This is a genomic window from Phyllobacterium sp. 22552, from assembly GCF_052044585.1.
Taxonomy (GTDB): domain Bacteria; phylum Pseudomonadota; class Alphaproteobacteria; order Rhizobiales; family Rhizobiaceae; genus Phyllobacterium; species Phyllobacterium ifriqiyense.
Map to the genome: position 1 here is coordinate 1 of NZ_JBQENG010000012.1, position 17,065 is coordinate 17,065.

The 17,065-nt window shown below is 54.2% G+C and carries 18 protein-coding genes, 2 tRNA genes and 1 pseudogene; 5 read left to right on the forward strand and 16 right to left on the reverse strand.

Annotated elements, in window-relative coordinates:
- The 3 genes and pseudogenes from ACTJI9_RS21485 to ACTJI9_RS21495 all read right to left on the reverse strand — a co-directional run.
- Positions 1–259, reverse strand: a pseudogene (locus ACTJI9_RS21485) (lipoprotein-releasing system transmembrane subunit LolC); the annotation flags it as partial.
- 626 nt (positions 260–885) lie between these two features.
- A tRNA-Arg gene (locus tag ACTJI9_RS21490) sits at positions 886–962 on the reverse strand.
- 97 nt (positions 963–1,059) lie between these two features.
- Positions 1,060–2,229, reverse strand: coding sequence for a M20 aminoacylase family protein (locus ACTJI9_RS21495; RefSeq protein WP_440810848.1), 1,170 nt, complete (start codon positions 2,227–2,229; stop codon positions 1,060–1,062).
- A gap of 154 nt (positions 2,230–2,383) precedes the next feature.
- On the opposite strand from ACTJI9_RS21495, the gene ACTJI9_RS21500 reads away from it, so the two are divergent.
- Together ACTJI9_RS21500 and ACTJI9_RS21505 are read left to right on the forward strand one after the other, a co-directional pair.
- Positions 2,384–3,505, forward strand: coding sequence for a D-alanyl-D-alanine carboxypeptidase family protein (locus ACTJI9_RS21500; RefSeq protein ID WP_115055593.1), 1,122 nt, complete (start codon positions 2,384–2,386; stop codon positions 3,503–3,505).
- On the forward strand, positions 3,505–4,671 hold the full coding sequence (locus ACTJI9_RS21505) for a CobW family GTP-binding protein (RefSeq protein WP_440810851.1): 1,167 nt from the start codon (positions 3,505–3,507) through the stop codon (positions 4,669–4,671). Before ACTJI9_RS21500 ends, ACTJI9_RS21505 begins: the two co-directional genes overlap by 1 nt.
- A gap of 160 nt (positions 4,672–4,831) precedes the next feature.
- Here the strand turns inward: ACTJI9_RS21505 and ACTJI9_RS21510 are convergent, their stop codons facing one another.
- The 4 genes from ACTJI9_RS21510 to ACTJI9_RS21525 form a co-directional block, all read right to left on the reverse strand.
- Positions 4,832–5,122 carry a sulfurtransferase TusA family protein gene (locus ACTJI9_RS21510; protein WP_435530250.1) on the reverse strand — a complete coding sequence of 97 codons (291 nt, stop codon included), beginning with the start codon at positions 5,120–5,122 and terminating at the stop codon, positions 4,832–4,834.
- A complete protein-coding gene (locus ACTJI9_RS21515) occupies positions 5,101–6,330 on the reverse strand; it encodes a L,D-transpeptidase family protein (protein WP_115055562.1) in 1,230 nt (409 codons plus the stop codon). The genes ACTJI9_RS21510 and ACTJI9_RS21515 overlap by 22 nt, the downstream gene beginning before the upstream one ends.
- A gap of 271 nt (positions 6,331–6,601) precedes the next feature.
- Positions 6,602–6,877 carry an HU family DNA-binding protein gene (locus ACTJI9_RS21520; RefSeq protein ID WP_008127996.1) on the reverse strand — a complete coding sequence of 92 codons (276 nt, stop codon included), beginning with the start codon at positions 6,875–6,877 and terminating at the stop codon, positions 6,602–6,604.
- A 204-nt stretch (positions 6,878–7,081) separates the two neighbouring features.
- Entirely contained in the window at positions 7,082–8,023 is a 942-nt protein-coding gene (locus ACTJI9_RS21525) for a LysR family transcriptional regulator (RefSeq protein WP_440810854.1), read from the reverse strand.
- Between the two features lie 164 nt (positions 8,024–8,187).
- On the opposite strand from ACTJI9_RS21525, the gene ACTJI9_RS21530 reads away from it, so the two are divergent.
- Entirely contained in the window at positions 8,188–9,141 is a 954-nt protein-coding gene (locus ACTJI9_RS21530; RefSeq protein WP_337354333.1) for a ring-cleaving dioxygenase, read from the forward strand.
- A 27-nt stretch (positions 9,142–9,168) separates the two neighbouring features.
- Here ACTJI9_RS21530 and ACTJI9_RS21535 read toward each other — a convergent pair whose 3' ends face one another.
- The 3 genes from ACTJI9_RS21535 to ACTJI9_RS21545 form a co-directional block, all read right to left on the reverse strand.
- Positions 9,169–10,734, reverse strand: coding sequence for a VOC family protein (locus ACTJI9_RS21535; protein ID WP_440810857.1), 1,566 nt, complete (start codon positions 10,732–10,734; stop codon positions 9,169–9,171).
- Positions 10,735–10,936: 202 nt separating this feature from the next.
- Positions 10,937–11,086: a DUF1127 domain-containing protein gene (locus ACTJI9_RS21540; protein ID WP_008127986.1), complete on the reverse strand. Its 150-nt coding sequence runs from the start codon at positions 11,084–11,086 to the stop codon at positions 10,937–10,939.
- 247 nt (positions 11,087–11,333) lie between these two features.
- Positions 11,334–11,786 carry a low affinity iron permease family protein gene (locus ACTJI9_RS21545; RefSeq protein WP_337354335.1) on the reverse strand — a complete coding sequence of 151 codons (453 nt, stop codon included), beginning with the start codon at positions 11,784–11,786 and terminating at the stop codon, positions 11,334–11,336.
- A gap of 217 nt (positions 11,787–12,003) precedes the next feature.
- Here ACTJI9_RS21545 and ACTJI9_RS21550 point away from each other — a divergent pair, with 217 nt between their 5' ends.
- Positions 12,004–12,807, forward strand: a complete 804-nt coding sequence (locus ACTJI9_RS21550) for a DUF2189 domain-containing protein (protein WP_440810860.1) — start codon at positions 12,004–12,006, stop codon at positions 12,805–12,807.
- A 124-nt stretch (positions 12,808–12,931) separates the two neighbouring features.
- Positions 12,932–13,147 (forward strand): hypothetical protein, encoded by a 216-nt coding sequence (locus ACTJI9_RS21555; RefSeq protein ID WP_115055549.1) that lies wholly within the window; start codon positions 12,932–12,934, stop codon positions 13,145–13,147.
- Positions 13,148–13,276: 129 nt separating this feature from the next.
- Here the strand turns inward: ACTJI9_RS21555 and ACTJI9_RS21560 are convergent, their stop codons facing one another.
- From ACTJI9_RS21560 to ACTJI9_RS21585, 6 genes are all read right to left on the reverse strand, one after another.
- Entirely contained in the window at positions 13,277–13,669 is a 393-nt protein-coding gene (locus ACTJI9_RS21560; protein ID WP_115055547.1) for a GFA family protein, read from the reverse strand.
- 208 nt (positions 13,670–13,877) lie between these two features.
- Entirely contained in the window at positions 13,878–14,300 is a 423-nt protein-coding gene (gene arr / locus ACTJI9_RS21565) for an NAD(+)--rifampin ADP-ribosyltransferase (RefSeq protein ID WP_440810863.1), read from the reverse strand.
- A gap of 177 nt (positions 14,301–14,477) precedes the next feature.
- Positions 14,478–14,554 (reverse strand) — tRNA-Arg (locus ACTJI9_RS21570).
- Between the two features lie 96 nt (positions 14,555–14,650).
- Entirely contained in the window at positions 14,651–15,604 is a 954-nt protein-coding gene (locus tag ACTJI9_RS21575) for an acetyl-CoA carboxylase carboxyltransferase subunit alpha (protein ID WP_115055591.1), read from the reverse strand.
- A 138-nt stretch (positions 15,605–15,742) separates the two neighbouring features.
- Positions 15,743–16,669 (reverse strand): site-specific tyrosine recombinase XerD, encoded by a 927-nt coding sequence (locus tag ACTJI9_RS21580; RefSeq protein ID WP_440810866.1) that lies wholly within the window; start codon positions 16,667–16,669, stop codon positions 15,743–15,745.
- Between the two features lie 5 nt (positions 16,670–16,674).
- Positions 16,675–16,836 carry a histidine kinase gene (locus tag ACTJI9_RS21585; RefSeq protein ID WP_354347293.1) on the reverse strand — a complete coding sequence of 54 codons (162 nt, stop codon included), beginning with the start codon at positions 16,834–16,836 and terminating at the stop codon, positions 16,675–16,677.
- Positions 16,837–17,065 lie beyond the last annotated feature (229 nt).

Sequence of the window (17,065 nt, forward strand, 5' to 3'; positions counted from 1 at the left end):
GCCGATCCATTGGCTGCATGATGACATGGCCGTTGATTCCGAGAATTCGGGTCAAAAGCTCGGCCCGAAAACCATTCATCACCGCCATGACGATGATAAGCGTCGCCACCCCAAGCATGATACCCGTAAACGAGAACCCGGCGATAACCGAAATAAACGTTTCCTTGCGCCGGGCACGCAGATAGCGCCAGGCAATCATACGCTCAAAGGCTGAGAATGGCTTTGAACCAGAGGGCGCGGTCGCTGCTTTTTCTGTCATAGAATTCAGTCTGATGCTGTTAGATGACGACTACATTGCGGCGATTAGTGAACCCAAATCCTAAAGCAAGAGCGTTTCTTTCTCTATCTTCTTTGTTGCGGTATAACGAACTAAATTGTTGTCGGCCAGCGGCCGTGGCAATTGAAGCGCTTCTTGGTCCGGCTCGTTTCGCGGATCGGTCTAAGCTGTCTTCTCGATATCATAGCCAACCCAGCATGCGCTTATATCGCGGCGTCCAATTGCCTCTTCTACTCTGTTCTGGCGTTATCCGTTCCCCGTCAAGGGCTTTAAGAAGCACTCGGCGTTTCGCTGTTCTGCAAACATATAGACAATGTAGCGATCGGGATGAACATAAACATTCCGGTTCAATCGATAGCAGCCAAGCGTTTTCGACAAGAAACCAACCCTGTCAAAATGCAACCCCACATCCTCACAATGCAGCGCGACCTGAAAAGGATATTCTTTGTCGATCAAGGTGGGTGGCGGCTCGCCTCTGCTCCTCGCCATCTCAATGCCGCGAAAGCTTTGGCTTCCAGCCTCGGGCATAACCGAAGCCCATGGCATTCATGTTGCATGGATTCACCGTGCTTCAAAGAAAACCATTGTACCAAAGTTCTGGAAATTATTGGTGATCCCGACTGGATTCGAACCAGTGGCCTACAGATTAGGAATCTGTCGCTCTATCCTACTGAGCTACGGGACCATTCAAGCGGATCGCGAATAGGGGCGATCCGCAGAGACTTAACGTTTTTCAATGCCGCCGCCAAGTCTCAACTTTGGTAGAATGCGCGGCAAAGCCATCAGGTGGATGGCAGGAGCGCGTTTTCGGCAATATTTACCCAATAGCTGATGCCGTGCGGGATTGCGTCATCGTTAAAATCATAGGCCGGGTTGTGCAGTGATGCGCTTGCTCCGTTGCCCATGAAAATGAATGCGCCGGGACGCGCTTCAAGCATATAGGAGAAGTCCTCGCCTGCCATCATAGGCGCAACCTCTTCATTTACCGCATTATTTCCGGCAACTTGACGTGCAACCTTGGCGGCGAAATCAGTCTCGCGATCATGATTGAATGTAACCGGGTAATTACGTGCGTAATCGATTGTGACTGTCGCGCCCAAGGCGCCCGTGATGCCCTCGACAATTTCAGTAAGCCGCTTTTGCGCGTAGTCTCGCATTTCCTTGCGAAGCGTGCGGACCGTTCCCGCTAGTTCCGCTTTTTGCGGAATGATATTGTAGGCATCGCCCGCATGAAATTTGGTGACTGAAATAACGACAGAATCAAGCGGATCGGTGCCGCGAGAAACAATTGTCTGCAGTCCATTCACCAGCTGTGCGCCAATAACAACAGGATCAATCGTTGTGTGAGGCTGTGCAGCGTGGCCGCCACGACCTTCAATTGTAATGGTGAATTCGTCGGTTGCGGCCATGATCGGGCCTTTGCGGATCGCAAATTCGCCAATCGGTATGCCGGGAATATTGTGCAGTCCGTAGACTTCGGAAATGGTGAAACGCTCCATCATGCCGTCCTTGACCATTTCGCGGCCACCGCCGCCCCCTTCTTCGGCAGGCTGGAAGATTACGGCTACCGAGCCTTTGAAATTGCGTGTTTCGGCCAGATATTGCGCTGCGCCAAGCAGCATGGAGATATGCCCGTCATGACCACAGGCATGCATTTTGCCGGCATTGGTCGAAGCCCAGGGCTTTCCGGTGATTTCTGTCAGCGGCAGGGCATCCATATCGGAACGCAGGCCGATTGTTGGACCTTCGCCGTGGCGACCGCGGATTATGCCGACAACGCCGGTTTGGCCAATGCCTGTAACCACTTCGTCGCAACCAAAACCGCGCAATTTTTCTTCAATAAATTTTGCAGTCTGGTGCACATCGAACATCAATTCGGGATTTTGGTGCAAATGGCGGCGCCATTGCGATACTTCATCCTGCATTTCGACAGCGCGATTGAGCACGGGCATTTTTACATCAACTCCAATTTACCTGTGACAAGAAAGGCACTTTGCCTTTTCGATGCCACATAAGATAGATAAGGCCATTGCCGCTCCACGTGAAGCGCGGCTTAATGCCTTTTGCCTTCCCAAGGTTTTTATACAGACAGGCTGGATTTCAGGAATGCGGAAAACTGTAGCACTTTTTCTAGTCGGTAGCGCGATGTCAACCGTTGCGATGCTCGGTCTTGGATCAACGGCCCTTGCCGAGGCGAATATCACACTTGATGCAGGCGGCGGCGAGATTCTTTCGCAAAAAAACGCCTTTCAGCGCTGGTATCCAGCGTCCTTGACCAAGCTCATGACCGTCTATGTGGCTTTCCGCATGCTCGAATCAAAGCAGGTAACGCTTGATACGCCCGTTCGAATCACCGCGCTTTCAGCCAAGCAACCACCGAGCAAAATGGGCTACAAGGTTGGCTCGGAATTGACGCTCAGTGACGCGCTGAAGATCATGATGGTCAAATCGGCCAATGATGTTGCCATGGCGGTTGGCGAGACGCTGGGCGGCTCTTCAGAAAAATTTGCGGTGCTTATGAACGAGGAAGCCCAACGTATTGGCATGAAAGGCTCGCATTTCGTTAATCCGAACGGGCTGCATTCGGACGATCATTATACGACAGCGCGCGACATGGCAGTTTTGACCCTGCAACTGCGCCGTGAGTTTCCGCAATTTGCGCATTTCTTCGACATTGAGGCCATCGATTACGGCGGCAAGAAAGTACAGCCGAATTTGAATGCCTTGATTGGACGCTTTCCCGGTGCGGATGGGATGAAGACCGGCTTTGTCTGCCCTTCTGGTTATAATCTGATCGGCTCAGCGACGCGCAATGGCCGGACGGTGATTACGGTCGTTCTTGGCGAACTCAAGCTTTCGACCCGTGCCACCAAAGCTGCTGAACTTCTTGCCAAGGGTTTTGAGACCCATGGCACTAGCATCACGATCGACAATCTGAAATCCAACGGTTCGCCGGAGCTTGATGTTGCTGTGAATATGCGTCCGGAGGTTTGCTCCAAGACGTCGGGTTCCGATACATGGGACGGCAAGGATCTTGAAGGTCATATCATTGCCGGATCGCCCTATATGAACCGCATGGACCGCGAGCCGGTGGCTGAAAAAGTCGCCTTGCTGCCGTCAAAGCTCAATGCGCTCGGCATGGAACTTAATCGCCTGCCAGTGCCAACGCCTCGCCCCGACCGTTCGTCGCTTAGCGATGCGGGCAGTGCTGCGAAGGTGATCAATTAATGGCTGGTCCCATTCCAGTTTCCGTTCTGACGGGCTTTCTCGGCTCCGGCAAGACGACTTTGCTCAATCGCCTGCTGAAAGATCCGGCGCTTACCGATACTGCCGTTATCATCAATGAGTTTGGTGATGTGGGCATCGACCATCTGCTGGTGGAAAAGGCGAGCGAAGGCATTATCGAACTTTCGGATGGCTGTTTATGCTGCACAGTGCGTGGCGAACTCGTTGATACGCTTGCTGATCTGATCGATCGTTTGCAGACCGGAAAATTGCAGCGGCTAAAGCGCGTCATCATCGAAACCACGGGTCTCGCCGATCCCGCGCCGGTGCTTCATGCGATTATGGGACACCCCGTTTTGCTGCAAGCATTTCGTGTGGACGGCGTGATCACGACCGTTGATGCGGTTCACGGCATGGCGACGCTGGATGCACATGAAGAGGCAGTAAAGCAAGCGGCTGTGGCTGATCGCATCGTCATCACCAAGACGGATCTGCGTCAGTCGGTGGGCTTGGTTGATCCGCTGCGCGCGCGTTTGCAGGCGCTTAATCCTGGTGCCGATATTATTGATGTCAGCGATGAACGGACGGGCTTTGCGGCACTGTTTGAATGTGGTGTCTATAATCCGGAAACCAAGACGGTCGATGTGCAGCGCTGGCTGAAAAGCGAAGCCTGGCGAGACCGTGAGCACGAGCGCCACGAGCTTGAGCATCATGGACACCACCACCATCATGATCATCATGATCATCATGACCACGACAGTCATGACCATCACCATGATGTGAACCGCCATGATGCGGCCATCCGGTCATTCTCCCTGACCCATGACAAGCCTGTGCCGCTATCGAGCTTCGATATGTTTATCGATCTGCTACGCTCGGCCCATGGGGAAAAGCTGTTGCGTGTCAAAGGCATTGTTCTCTTGGAGGATGACCCCGAGCGGCCGCTGGTCATTCATGGCGTCCAGCAGATTTTTCACCCCCCCGTACGGCTCGCCGCATGGCCGGAAGGTGTGCGCGAAACGAGACTGGTCATGATCGTCAAGGATCTGCCGGAGAGCTATGTACAGCAGCTTTTCAACGCGTTTCTCAACAGGCCGCAGATCGATATGCCTGACCGCGCCGCATTGTTTGATAATCCACTGGCTATACCGGGTGTGAAGCGGGTTTAAGTTTTGCTGGGCAGTTGTGCGTGGTTCGACAAGCTCACCATGAGGGAGAGAGTTGATTGCAGGGAGCCATGTTCTGGAGCGATGAAGATTATCTTTGCAGTTCGCCAACTTCCTCATGATGAGCTTGTCGAACCACGCAATCGGGTAATGCAGCCTATCTTTAGCCGCGCTCGATGTGAAAGCGGTGGCCGCCTTCGACGCTGATTGTTTCAATCAGACGGTGGCCCTCGGTCAGGCAGAAATTGGGCATGTCGATAACGGCCAGCGGGTCGGTGGTCTCTACCCATAAGCGCGTTCCAGCTGCGGCTTCAGCCAGTTTTTTACGGGTTTTAAGCACGGGAAGCGGGCAATTCAGGCCGCGAAGATCGTAGACTTCGGCTTCCATGATGCGTTTTGAATCCTGCTCATCCGCGAAGAAATTAAACGTGCTTAATTGCCGCCGATTTTCCACCACGCCTTTTTGGCGGGCGCGGGTGCTGCAACCGGTGCGGCGGCTTCAGGCGCTGCAATGGCGGCTGTTGTCATCGGAGCAGGTGCCGGCGTCTGTTGTGGAACAGGCGTAGCTGCAACGGCAGGCGTGTGCATGCGCGAGCGCTTGGAAGCTTCGCGCTCTTCCTTCGCCTTGTCGGCTGCCACAGCAGAGGCGAGCCGGACCATGATCTGTGGCTTGTTCGCCGCATCGGCATCTTGTGGTGACAAGGATGGCGGCTCTTGCGTTACGCGTTCACCGCGCGCGCGGCGCTGGCTCCATTCAGCAATGATCTTAGCCTCGGTCAGACCCTGGATCGAGCGGGCAGGGGCTTGAATCTTGCCCTTGCCAACCATGGATGAGAAAGCGCTCTCATAATTGGTCTGATAGGACTGATAGGCCATTTTCAGCGATTCCGGCTGATCAGATGGCGGGCAGGTGCTGGTCGCAGCGATAGGCGCGTTCGGGTCGGATGTGTGGTTGAAGACATATTTCTTCTCGCAGACATCGACTTTCGGCGGCACTTTGGTGATTTCAAAGTGGTCGTAGCCTTCCTTCAGATTTTTCCAGAAAGCGTAATTGGGATCATCCTTGTAGCGCGCCATATTGGCGGCAGTCATCCGGAACGGATAGGCCTGAAGCTGGATCGATTCCTGCCCGCCCTTGAAGGCATCGCGGGCGAAAGCATAAATCTGCGCAACCTGGCCGTCAGTCATAGAATAGCAACCGGAAGACGAGCAGGCGCCGTGAACCATCAGATTTGCACCCGTACGGCCAAGCGCGCGATCAAGCGCATTGGGAAAACCGGTGTTGAATGACAGATAGTAACTGGATTTCGGATTCATGTGAGCGGGGCGGACAGCATAATAGCCTTCCGGCGCCTGACGATCACCTTCAATGAATTTCGGGCCAAGTTTCCCGGACCATTTGCAAATCTGGTAACTGGTGACGATATCGTAGCGGCCATTGTCCTTGCGCTTCCAGACTTCAAGAACGTTTTCTTCCTTGAAGATGCGGAACATGATCGGCGAGGTGGCAGTCATGCCTTTCGTCTTCATGCTCTGGACAAGTTTGGCGGGCAGTTGCGTGTTCGCGCCATTGGGAACGAGATCGTTCACCGTCCCGCCCTGACATCCGGCAAGGAAAAGCGTGAGCATCAAAGGCGCAAGAATGTGTGTCTTTATCTTCATTGCAGCAGCAGTTGCCAGTTCATCAATGTGTTTGCCGAGGTCGGATTCGCCGCGAATATAACATTCGCACCATTATAGATGCACCCGTTATAGTTGATAAAGTCTTGACGCAACCGCATAAAATTGCCCCGATCACGCAGATGTCACCTTTCACGCACTGACGGCGGATTTATGGCAAACAATCATGAAGCACACATAATTGCTTCGAAGTGCCGCAAAACAAAAAAGGCGGCGCAAATTGCACCGCCTTTTTTAAGTCTAGTCCGAAAGATCAGCCGTTAAGGGCGTCCTTCAGAGCCTTTGCAGGCTGGAAAGCAACTTTCTTGGAAGCTGCGATCTTAATTGTTGCGCCGGTTGCAGGGTTGCGGCCTTCGCGAGCGGCGCGAGCCTGTACCTTGAACTTGCCGAAGCCTGGCAGCGAAACTTCATCGCCAGCTACGACTGAATCGGTGATGCCTTTAAGGATGCTATCAACAATCGCCTTGGACTGAACTTTTGTAAGACCCTGATCAGCGACGAGCTTATCAATGAGATCGGACGTATTCATTTGGCGGTTTCCTCAGTATATTCGTTGATCGGAGGGGTCTGTATGGCACGCGTTACGCACTCTGTCATCAGGAACTACAGGCAAAAAGCGGGTTTATACCCAGTGTTTACGGGGTTTTTTTCGAATTAAGCCCTGATTTGCCAGATGGCGATGCCGGTTGACCCAAAAATCGCGCCAAGTGATTCGGCTTGTGCGGGTCCTTAATCAGCTATCGACAGGGCGATAAGCTTCGTTGATTTGCCAGATTGGCGGGCTGCCAATATGTCTTGCAATATGATCGACAAAGGCGCGCACCTTCGCAGAGACATGGCGCGTGGGAGGGTAGACGGCATATATATTGTAGGGTAGCGGCTTTGCTTGCGGCAAAACGGGAATGAGTCTTCCTGCCCGCAACGGTTCGGCGGCGATGAACATCGGCAGGAGTACAAGCCCAAGGCCGGCAATCGCCATATCGCGCATCGCCTCGCCATTATTGGCAACGATGCGGCCATGCATCGGCACGGCAATCGGTTCGCCATCCTTGTCCGGATTTTCAAATTGCCAGAGCTGGCTGGTATTGACGTTGGAATAGTCGATGCAGGAAAAGCGATCCAGCGCGCCCAGCGTTTCCGGCAGGCCATGCGTATTGGCGAAATCCGGGCTGCAACAGATGACACGGGGATCGGTGCATAATTTGCGCGCGATCAGGCTGGAATCGCGCAATATACCAATGCGTATGCCGACATCATAACCGCCACGCACCAGATCGATCATGCGGTCTTCAAACTCCACGGCGATTTCCAGATCGGGATATTGCCGGGCAAAATCCGCAATCATCCGCCCCAGATACATTGTGCCGAAGGTCATGGGCGCAGCGATGCGCAATGTGCCGCGAATGGCGCTATTGCGTGTCGCCGCCGTATCAGCCGCCTCCATGATGTCGCGGACAAGCGGGCGGATGCGCTCGACGAAATCCAGCGCATTTGCCGATGCCACCAGCTTGCGCGGCGTTCGCTGAAACAATTCAATGCCAAGCCCACCCTCCAGATCGGAGATGCGCTTGCTGACAACGGATTTTGACAGGTTAAGCCGCGCGGCTGTGGCCGTGATGCTGCCGGTTTCAATAACATCAAGAAAAGTCAGTAAATCGTCAAAGCGCCACTTCATGGTTTCACCATACGGGACATGGTGCGCATTTAACAGATGATTTTATAGTTATAGTTCTGTTTTAACGAACATGAGTTGCATCTTTCTGATCTTTATTGCTGGAGCCTGAGCGCAGATATTCAGCCCAACGGCGATGTCGCCACTCAATCACGCAGGAGGTTTTCATGAGCTTGCAACTGACAGGTATCCACCATTTGACGGCAATTACCGCCAATGCGCCGGAAAATGTGCGTTTCTACACAAAGACGCTTGGTTTGCGGCTGGTCAAAAAGACCGTCAATCAGGACGATACGAGCGCCTACCATCTTTTTTATGCCGATGGTGAAGCAACGCCCGGTACGGATTTGACATTCTTCGACTGGCCAACTGCACCGGAGCGCCGCGGCACCCATAGTATTTCGCGCACTGGTTTGCGGGTTGGCAGCAAGGCCAGCCTCGACTGGTGGAAAGTCCGGTTTACCGAATTGGGTGTCAAGTCCGGTGAGGTGACAGAGATAGGCGGTCATGCTTCGCTGGATTTCGAGGATGGCGAAGGACAGCGCTTTCGGTTGATTGATGATGGCGGTGCTGGCGACTCCCACCCTTGGGACAAGAGCCCTGTGCCTGCCGAACATCAGATCCGCGGGCTTGGCCCAATCACCATCAGCGTGCCGGACATCACCAATACGGAAGCAATTCTGTTGCACGTGATGAACATGCAAAAGGTCCGCGATTATGCCGATCCCGATGGCATCGGGCATGTGCATGTTTTTGCAATGGGCGAGGGCGGTCCGGCTGCGGAGTTGCACGTAGCCGTTCAACCTGATCTTCCCGCCGCACGGCAGGGTGCAGGGGCGGTGCATCACGTGGCTTTCCGCGCCCCGGATGTCAATGCCTTGCATGAATGGACCGAGCGTTTGAAAAGTTTCCGCATGCCATCCAGCGGTGAAGTCGAGCGTTACTATTTCCGTTCGCTCTATTTCCGCGAACCAAATGGTATTCTGTTCGAGATCGCGACCGACGGTCCGGGCTTCACAGTGGACGAGCCGTTGGAAACGTTGGGCGAAGAGCTTTCCTTGCCGCCATTCCTTGAAAGCAAGCGTGCTGCAATCGAGGCCGGGCTTAAGCCGCTCGTCTGATTATGAAAAAGCAGCAAACAGGCCGGATCAATTCCGGCCTGTTTCCATTTCTGTCAGCCAGCTTCTGACGGCGTCAATATCATGCTGATTGGTCTCGTGACCGGCAGGAACGCTGAGGGCAGTCAAATTGGCTCCAGCCTGCCGCAGATCGGCTTCGAGTGCGGGGGCATGCGCACCAAAGAGGTCGTGATCGCCGGTCAGGCTGAGAATATGCGTGCCGCTCAGATCAGCTTCAGGTGTCTCTTCAAGCACTTTGGTTGCGCGCAGCAAAATGGCATTGCGCACCAGGCCCGGATGCAACTGCATCATGGCAGCCAGAAGATTGGCGCCGTTGGAATATCCCATGAAAATCGTTGATTGCAGGTCGAGACCATAGGCTTCGACAGCGCCTTCAATGAATGCGGCGAAGGCTTCCGCTTCCGAGCGGATGTCGTTTTGATCAAAGCTCAAAGGTCCAAAACGGCGGAACCAGCGCGCAGTTCCTTCTTCCGTGCTGCGACCACGCAGACCAAACAGCGTTGCGCCGGGTGCGATACTGGCCGCCAAGGGCATAAGGCTTGTTTCACTGCCATCAGAACCATGAAGAAGGATAAATGCCTGGCCGGTTGCCGGTTCGGGCGTATAGACGCGATGGACGAATGGCAGATCGCGATAAATGAAACGCGGTTCCTTTGGCAGACCGAATTGCGGCAAGATGATTTTTACATTCGCCGTTTCATCGGCAAAATGCGGGGGGACGAAAAGCTCTGTGCCCAAAGTCTCCAATGGTTCGTCAATCAGCACGCCGGGACCATCCGTCGCCATTTCGAGCAGAGTACCGCCCGGCTCGCGCACATAGATGGAATGGAAATATTTGCGATCGTGCAGGGCAGTTGCATCGGCACCTTCAGCAATCATCTGCTCATAAGTCGCGTTCACTTCGGCAATATCTGCGGCGCGAAAGGCAATATGATCCACGGTGCCGGTGCCGGGGGCGGAGCTCCAAAAGCCGGTTGCATCGCGAACGTCAATGCAATCTCCTGACGAGGAAACCATTCGCGTTATTGTGTCGCTCTGCCCCGCACTTTCATATGAAAAGTGCCTGCTGAGAAACGCAGCAGTCTCGTTGGGTTTTTCGGTGAGGATCGTTGCGCCGCGTAAGCGCATGATCGCATCTGTTTGCGATATGCCATCGCTTTCCCACGGGTCCCCGGGGCTGACGGCGTCTGTTCCGACCAGTTTGATGATCGCCCCGTCAGGATCGTGCAATCGCAGGACGGTTTCGCCGAATTCCTGCGCGGGTCCTGTAACCGCGATGTTGAATTGCAGCGCACGGGTCAGCCAGAAACCAATAGTTTCAGTTGGAATAGCGAAAGATACCTCGCTGGGCTGGCCATAGCCGACGCGGCCAAGCGAGCCATCTTCCCAGACCAGAAATGTGATCAGGGAGCCGGGAGTGCCAGAGGCATCGCCATAAATCAGATGGAGCTGTGTTGCGTCTTCAAAGCCGCCGGTGCGCTTGACCAGCCGAAGTCCGAGAAACCCGACATAGAAATCCACATTCGCCTGAACCTTGCGGGTGATCAGTGTGATGTGATGAATGCCGCCTGTCATGTCCGAGGTCCCTCTTTTCATGAGGCGCTTGATAAGGGGAAAGCAGGAAAGGCGCAATCGCAGATGACAGCACAAAAGAGAACACCCACCGCTGGGAGGAGCGATGGGTGTTACTTGTAAAGAACGGCTCTGGGAGGAACGCTGTTCTTTAAGCGACCGTGGCTGGGAGGAGGAGTGCCACGGACGTGGGAGGTCTGTTTAATTAGAATGCCGAAGCGGCCTTCTTCGCAACGAAAGCGATGTCACCGCGGGAGATGCCGAGGTCGTTCAGTTCACGTGCGGACAGGCGGTTCAATTCCGTGACTGTGTCACGATAGCGGCGCCAGTTGTTGTACGAGCGGATCAAGTTCATTTCACTCACCTAAAGTTCTTTTGTTTGTTGGATCGTTATCGATCGGTGAGCTGGATATAGTGCAGTGCACTCAGAACTTGGAGTCACAAGTTTGCATAGCTGGTTTGCAGGAAAATGGGCCTCTAAACCACTGAAACTGAAGGTTTCCGCCATTAATTTGTCATTATCGATCTGAAATTTGAGAAAAATGGTGGATTCGGCTGTAAAACTGCCCAAGTCGGCCATATTCGTTAACGGTGAAAACTGCTTAGGCGTGCGCTTTCGCGCGGGGTGGCTTTCTGGCCGCTTCGCGCGGTGCAGCTTTACTCTTTTTCTTTGCAGCGGTGCGGCTCTTAAGTTCCTCGTCGGCCTTCTTCGCTGCTTCTTCGCATTGTTTGCGAAACTTCTCGACTTCAGCCTCGGTCAGATGCTCGATGCCGATAAAAGCATTCTTTCCGTTGCTGACGCGCACGAGCTCGTCCAGCTTGGCCTGAATGGCTACGCTATCGCGGTTTTGCGTGTTCTGGATGAGAAACACCATGAGGAAGGTCACGATTGTCGTGCCGGTATTGATGATGAGCTGCCACGTATCGCTGAAGCCGAATATCGGTCCGCTAAATGCCCATATGACTACGATTGCCACGCAAAGGATGAAGGTTACAGGTTTGCCTGCAGCCAGAGCCACAGTGTTGGCGACCTTGGTGAAGATCTGATCGAACATGCGTAATCCTCTTTGTGACCGGCGATAATGAGTCTGGCACTCAATAACTTTTGAACGAGGCTGTTGGTTCCGCGACAGGAAACCAACATGCATCTGCGTTTCAGGGTGGTCAAAAAACGTCCGGGAGCGTATGCTTAACCATGCAGGTTGAGGTCCATAGTGACCCGTCCATGGTCACCGAGCTCCTTTTCCGCCCTGAACTTATGGGAGGTTTGAGATGGCGAATTTCCATGTGATTGCCGGTGCTGATTCAGGTATTGCCCATCCCGATGTGCGCAAGATTGCCGTCAGGGATGTTTTCACGGCGCTGCGCAAGGGTCTTGACGATTTCTGGGAGAAGCCGTCGCATTATGTGTTTCTCTGCCTGATTTATCCCATTGCTGGTCTGGTGCTGATCCGATGGTCGTCCGGTGCTAACACCCTGCCGCTGATTTTCCCACTAATGTCAGGTTTTGCACTGATCGGACCTCTGGCAGCCATCGGGCTTTATGAAATCAGCCGCAGACGCGAGCGGGGTATGGACACATCCTGGTGGCATGCAAGGCAGGTGGTGCATTCACCCGCCGTTCCATCCATTCTTGCGATAGGGGCCATGCTGGTCGCCGTTTTCGTGGCATGGTTGCTGATCGCCCAGGCGCTTTATGTGAACCTCTTCGGCGATACGCCCCCGGCTTCTATCGCGGTATTCATAGATCAGGTTTTCAACACGCCTCAAGGCTGGCGAATGATCATACTCGGCAATGCAATCGGTTTTGTCTTCGCGGCCTTTGTGCTTTGCACGACGGTGATCGCCTTTCCCTTCCTGCTCGACCGCGATGGCGGCGCTTATGCGGCGATAGCCACGTCAGCGCGCGTGGTGGCAAAAAATCCGCTACCCATGATCGTTTGGGGCTTGATTGTCGCCGCACTGCTGTTTGTGGGCTTCGCAACATTGTTCGTGGGTCTGGCGATTTTCATACCCGTTCTCGGACATGCCACCTGGCACCTTTACCGTGCAGTTGTTCCGGCGCACGAAATGTAAAAGCAATATCTGCCTCGTATGGTGGAATACGGGGCAGATGGTCAAATTTCCCGGTAAAACTAGCATTTGACGTAAACGGCTATTATCCTTCCAGAATCGCCAACCTTGCGAAGGGAATACCGACATGGGTAGCTATTCGAAGCTGATTGGATCGATTATCGGAGGTATTGCGGGCTGGCTTGCCTCACGCTACGCCCTGCCGCCGGAGCTGACATCCCCCGAAATCCAAGGGGCAGCAACAGTTATTCTCAGCGCTGCGGCCACATACCTGTTTCCCGCAAATACGGTGCCGACACAGACAACGACCGAGCCGGAGCCAAAGGTCACCACTCCTCAATAGTCTGTTTGATTTGTAGCTCCGGCCGGTGCATTTGTGCACCCGTCGGAATGGCGCGGTATCCCGCCGTCCGTAAGAGGGCGTAGTCAAAGCTGAAATCAGCCCTCTACTAGTGTGTACTGGACGAGGCGATTAATCCTCAAAGCGGGTCGTGGCGTCGCGATCATGCTCGTATTTATGCTTGGTCGGGAAGGTCGGTAACCAGGATTCGCGGCGGATGACCCAGCTTTCATAAGTCGGTGTCAGTTGGTCAATATCGTCCAGCGAGCCAATGTTCACTTCGATTTCGTCGTCGGTGCGGGCAAAAACCGACGATCCGCAACGGGGGCAGAAATGACGCCCGGCATAGTCGCCCGTTTCTCCCTCGATGGACACAGCAGCTTCAGGAAATATTGCTGAAGCGTGAAAAAGAGCGCCATGATGTTTGCGGCAGTCGAAACAGTGACAAATGCCGACCCGATAAGGCCGTCCCGTTGCAACGATTCGGACATCTCCGCAGCTGCACCCGCCCGTGAACCGGTCCATCTTGCGCCTCCTCAATAATCACGTGAGTTGGAATATTTACAATGAACAAGACAGCCATTGCAAATAGATGACTGAGGTGCTGTTCATGCTTGATAATGGAATGTCGATTGCCAAGGTATTTATCCTTGAACGGCTGCGATTGGTGGAAAGCTGATCATTCCCTTTAGCGATTCGCTTGCGTAATGAGCACACGGCGCGCCGCGCCGCATCAGTTGATGATTTCGCCTCGTTCGTGCGAAGGCAACGCGATCAGACGTTCTCTCCATAGCTGTAGTGCTTCGGGGGTCAATCTGGTCCAATCCGTGATTTCCCCAATGATCTTGAGCGGTGCGCTGCTGCGATACGACCGCGTTGGATTGCCAGGAAACTTCTTGTCGGTCACGTTCGGGTCGTTCTCGAATGCCCCTGTGGGCTCTACGATGTAAACACGCGGGGCTGCGCCGCCTTTGGTGAGTTCAGCCGCAATTTCAGCGGCAAGCCCGGCACCATCCACAAGAGAAGTGAAGTAGATATGGTTCATCACCACTTCAGGACGATAGTTCGACCTGTATCCTGCGGTGAGGAAATCACCCACGCGCAAATCCGCGATTGTGCCATGAAAGAAGGGGCCCGTATCCAGTGCTTCGGTCATCGTGATCGTCCTGTCTTGTGGGTCTGCTTGTCGTCAGTGAGCTGAGCGATGCCAACGGAGATAAGGTCGAAAGAGGCTATTTCCACCCGTTGCAAGCTCAAATAGTCGAGACGCAAACGTTGATCTGCCCTGTCGCAGTTTTCGAAAAATTATTACACTTGGGTGTGTGGGAAAAAATGGCGCGCCCGAAAGGATTCGAACCTCTGACCCCCAGATTCGTAGTCTGGTGCTCTATCCAGCTGAGCTACGGGCGCGTGCCACAAATGCGCGTTCGTCTGCGCAGGCCGGTTCCTAATTGGTTGGCTGCGTAAATGCAAGCCGGTTTCCAAAAAAACCGCAACTATTTATTCCTAAAGATTGCGGCCGATGGCCAGATACTTCTCGCGGCGGTCCTGACGCAAAGCATCGCGATCCATATTGCTCATGGATTTCAGCGCGACATTGATGATGTTTCCAGTCGCTTCTATTGCTGCATCCCGGCCGCGATGGGCGCCGCCGAGAGGCTCCGGAATAATGCCGTCAATGATCTTCAATTCGTAAAGATCCTGCGCAGTGATGCGCATTGATGTGGCCGCATCCTTGGCTCTGGTCGAATCATGCCAGAGAATAGACGCGGCACCTTCGGGCGAAATAACCGAATAGATGGAATGTTCGAGCATGTAGACGCGGTTGGCCGTGGCAATCGCGATAGCGCCGCCGGAGCCGCCTTCACCGATGATGACGGAAACGATTGGCACCTTCACATTGAGGCAGGCGGCAGTTGAGCGGGCAATGGCCTCGGCCTGGCCGCGTTCCTCGGCGGCGATGCCTGGAAATGCGCCCGCCGTATCAACAAGCGTCAGCACGGGCAGGTTGAACCGGTCTGCAAGTTCCATGATGCGCACGGCCTTGCGGTAGCCTTCGGGCATGGCCATGCCAAAATTGTGCTTGAGGCGCGTTTTGGTATCGCTGCCTTTTTCCTGTCCAATGACTGCAACGGCCTGACCATTAAAGCGGGCAAGACCAGCCTGAACCGCATCATCATCGGCATAGTTGCGATCACCTGCCAGCGGTGTGAAATCGGTAAAGAGCCTTGCAATATAATCCACGCAATGGGGCCGGTCCGGATGACGTGCGATCTGCGCCTTCTGCCAAGGCGTCAATTTGCGATAAAGATCGCGCAATGCATCGCCGGAGCGTCTTTCAAGCCGCGCGATCTCGTCATTGGTGTCGAGCGCGCCGCCTTCTTCTGCAAGCTTTTTCAGCTCAAGAATCTTGCCATCGAGATCGGCAACCGGCTTTTCAAAATCAAGATAGTTGTACATGGACTGAATATCTGCCTGCAAAAAGGTGGATTTTTCAAAGCCTAACTGGCTGTTGCGAGCGCGCATGTCAAGGAACCATGCCTCAGATGAGGCATAAGCCACGCAACTTATACGGTGAATTCCGGCAAAGGTGTGGTGTTAATCGGCCAATGGATGGTGCTTGGTGACAAGCTGGTGCAGCCGCTCTTCCATGACATGCGTATAAATCTGCGTGGTAGAAATATCCGAATGGCCAAGCAATTGCTGTACCGCCCGCAGATCAGCACCGTTCTGGAGCAAGTGACTGGCGAATGCGTGACGCAGGACATGGGGTGAAATCGCGGAGGTCTTCAGGCCAGCGCGAGCTGCAAGCCCTTTGAGGTCGCGTCCGAAGACCTGACGCGCCAGAAAGCCGCTTTCCGAGACTGCCGGGAAGAGCCACGGACTGTCGCAAAGGCCGGGCAGGGCGTCGCGCAGTTCAAGATATTTCATCATGGCGATGCGGGCTTTGCCGGAAAGCGGGACCATACGGTCCTTTGATCCCTTACCCCGCACCATCAAAAAGCGATTGTCGGAGCGCGCAACAGTGACAGGCAGGCCGACAAGTTCAGAAACGCGCAAGCCGGTTGCATAAAGTATTTCAAGCAGCGCATGGAGGCGCAAAGCCTGGAAATGTACCGTGTTTGAAGCCTTTGCATCGAGCGTTTCCACTTCCGCCCGGGCAAGCAGCTTTTCCACATCGGCTTCGCTCATGATTTTCGGCAGGGAACGATCCTTCTTCGGGGCGTCAAATGTGCTGGTGGGATCGTCCGCGCGGATGTTCTCCATGTAAAGAAAGCGGAAGAACTGACGAAGTGCCGAAAGCCTGCGGGCCTGCGAGGTGGCGGCAAAGCCGCGATTGGCAATATCGTCAAGATAAGTGCGAATGGTGACCGGCTCCGCCAGGGGCAGCTGTGTGCCGGTGCCAGCGCTGAAGGATGCGGCATCCTCAAGGTCTCGCCTGTAGGAGTCGAGCGTGTTCTGCGCAGCTCCTCTTTCGGCGCTCATCATTTCAAGAAAATTCTCGATGGCTGCTGAAGCGCGCATGATTTTTACTTTGGTTGCTGGGGTTTCGGATTGAGCTTTTCGCTCGGCACGCGAATGGTCATCTCGGTCTGGGTGGGGTGAACAAAGGTCACAAGCGCGACCATCCCGGCATAGACAAGCCCCGTAAGGATGGCGAGGACAATGATAAGTCGCGTGAGTGTCGGCATTTTCTCTATCGAACAGGCTGCATTGGTCGGTTCCATAATCTTGGACGCAAACTCTTAATAATTTGGTGAATGGCTGAGTTGCTGCACTGGCGTTCTGCGTGGTTCGACAAGCTCACCATGAGGCGAGATTGCGATTTGCAACCAAAATGATCACCACAGGCGAGTGTAGATCCCTACAATCCGCAACTTCTCTTATGGTAGGCCTGTCGAGCCACGCACACTATTGATG

Bases quoted from the DNA above. Each gene is read 5' to 3' on its own strand.
- ACTJI9_RS21495 (WP_440810848.1), bottom strand. From the start codon at position 2,229: ATGCCCGTGCTCAATCGCGCTGTCGAAATGCAGGATGAAGTATCGCAA.
- ACTJI9_RS21500 (WP_115055593.1), top strand. From the start codon at position 2,384: ATGCGGAAAACTGTAGCACTTTTTCTAGTCGGTAGCGCGATGTCAACC.
- ACTJI9_RS21505 (WP_440810851.1), top strand. From the start codon at position 3,505: ATGGCTGGTCCCATTCCAGTTTCCGTTCTGACGGGCTTTCTCGGCTCC.
- ACTJI9_RS21515 (WP_115055562.1), bottom strand. From the start codon at position 6,330: ATGAAGATAAAGACACACATTCTTGCGCCTTTGATGCTCACGCTTTTC.
- ACTJI9_RS21520 (WP_008127996.1), bottom strand. From the start codon at position 6,877: ATGAATACGTCCGATCTCATTGATAAGCTCGTCGCTGATCAGGGTCTT.
- ACTJI9_RS21525 (WP_440810854.1), bottom strand. From the start codon at position 8,023: ATGAAGTGGCGCTTTGACGATTTACTGACTTTTCTTGATGTTATTGAA.
- ACTJI9_RS21530 (WP_337354333.1), top strand. From the start codon at position 8,188: ATGAGCTTGCAACTGACAGGTATCCACCATTTGACGGCAATTACCGCC.
- ACTJI9_RS21535 (WP_440810857.1), bottom strand. From the start codon at position 10,734: ATGACAGGCGGCATTCATCACATCACACTGATCACCCGCAAGGTTCAG.
- ACTJI9_RS21540 (WP_008127986.1), bottom strand. From the start codon at position 11,086: ATGAACTTGATCCGCTCGTACAACAACTGGCGCCGCTATCGTGACACA.
- ACTJI9_RS21545 (WP_337354335.1), bottom strand. From the start codon at position 11,786: ATGTTCGATCAGATCTTCACCAAGGTCGCCAACACTGTGGCTCTGGCT.
- ACTJI9_RS21550 (WP_440810860.1), top strand. From the start codon at position 12,004: ATGGCGAATTTCCATGTGATTGCCGGTGCTGATTCAGGTATTGCCCAT.
- ACTJI9_RS21555 (WP_115055549.1), top strand. From the start codon at position 12,932: ATGGGTAGCTATTCGAAGCTGATTGGATCGATTATCGGAGGTATTGCG.
- ACTJI9_RS21560 (WP_115055547.1), bottom strand. From the start codon at position 13,669: ATGGACCGGTTCACGGGCGGGTGCAGCTGCGGAGATGTCCGAATCGTT.
- arr (WP_440810863.1), bottom strand. From the start codon at position 14,300: ATGACCGAAGCACTGGATACGGGCCCCTTCTTTCATGGCACAATCGCG.
- ACTJI9_RS21575 (WP_115055591.1), bottom strand. From the start codon at position 15,604: ATGTACAACTATCTTGATTTTGAAAAGCCGGTTGCCGATCTCGATGGC.
- ACTJI9_RS21580 (WP_440810866.1), bottom strand. From the start codon at position 16,669: ATGCGCGCTTCAGCAGCCATCGAGAATTTTCTTGAAATGATGAGCGCC.
- ACTJI9_RS21585 (WP_354347293.1), bottom strand. From the start codon at position 16,836: ATGCCGACACTCACGCGACTTATCATTGTCCTCGCCATCCTTACGGGG.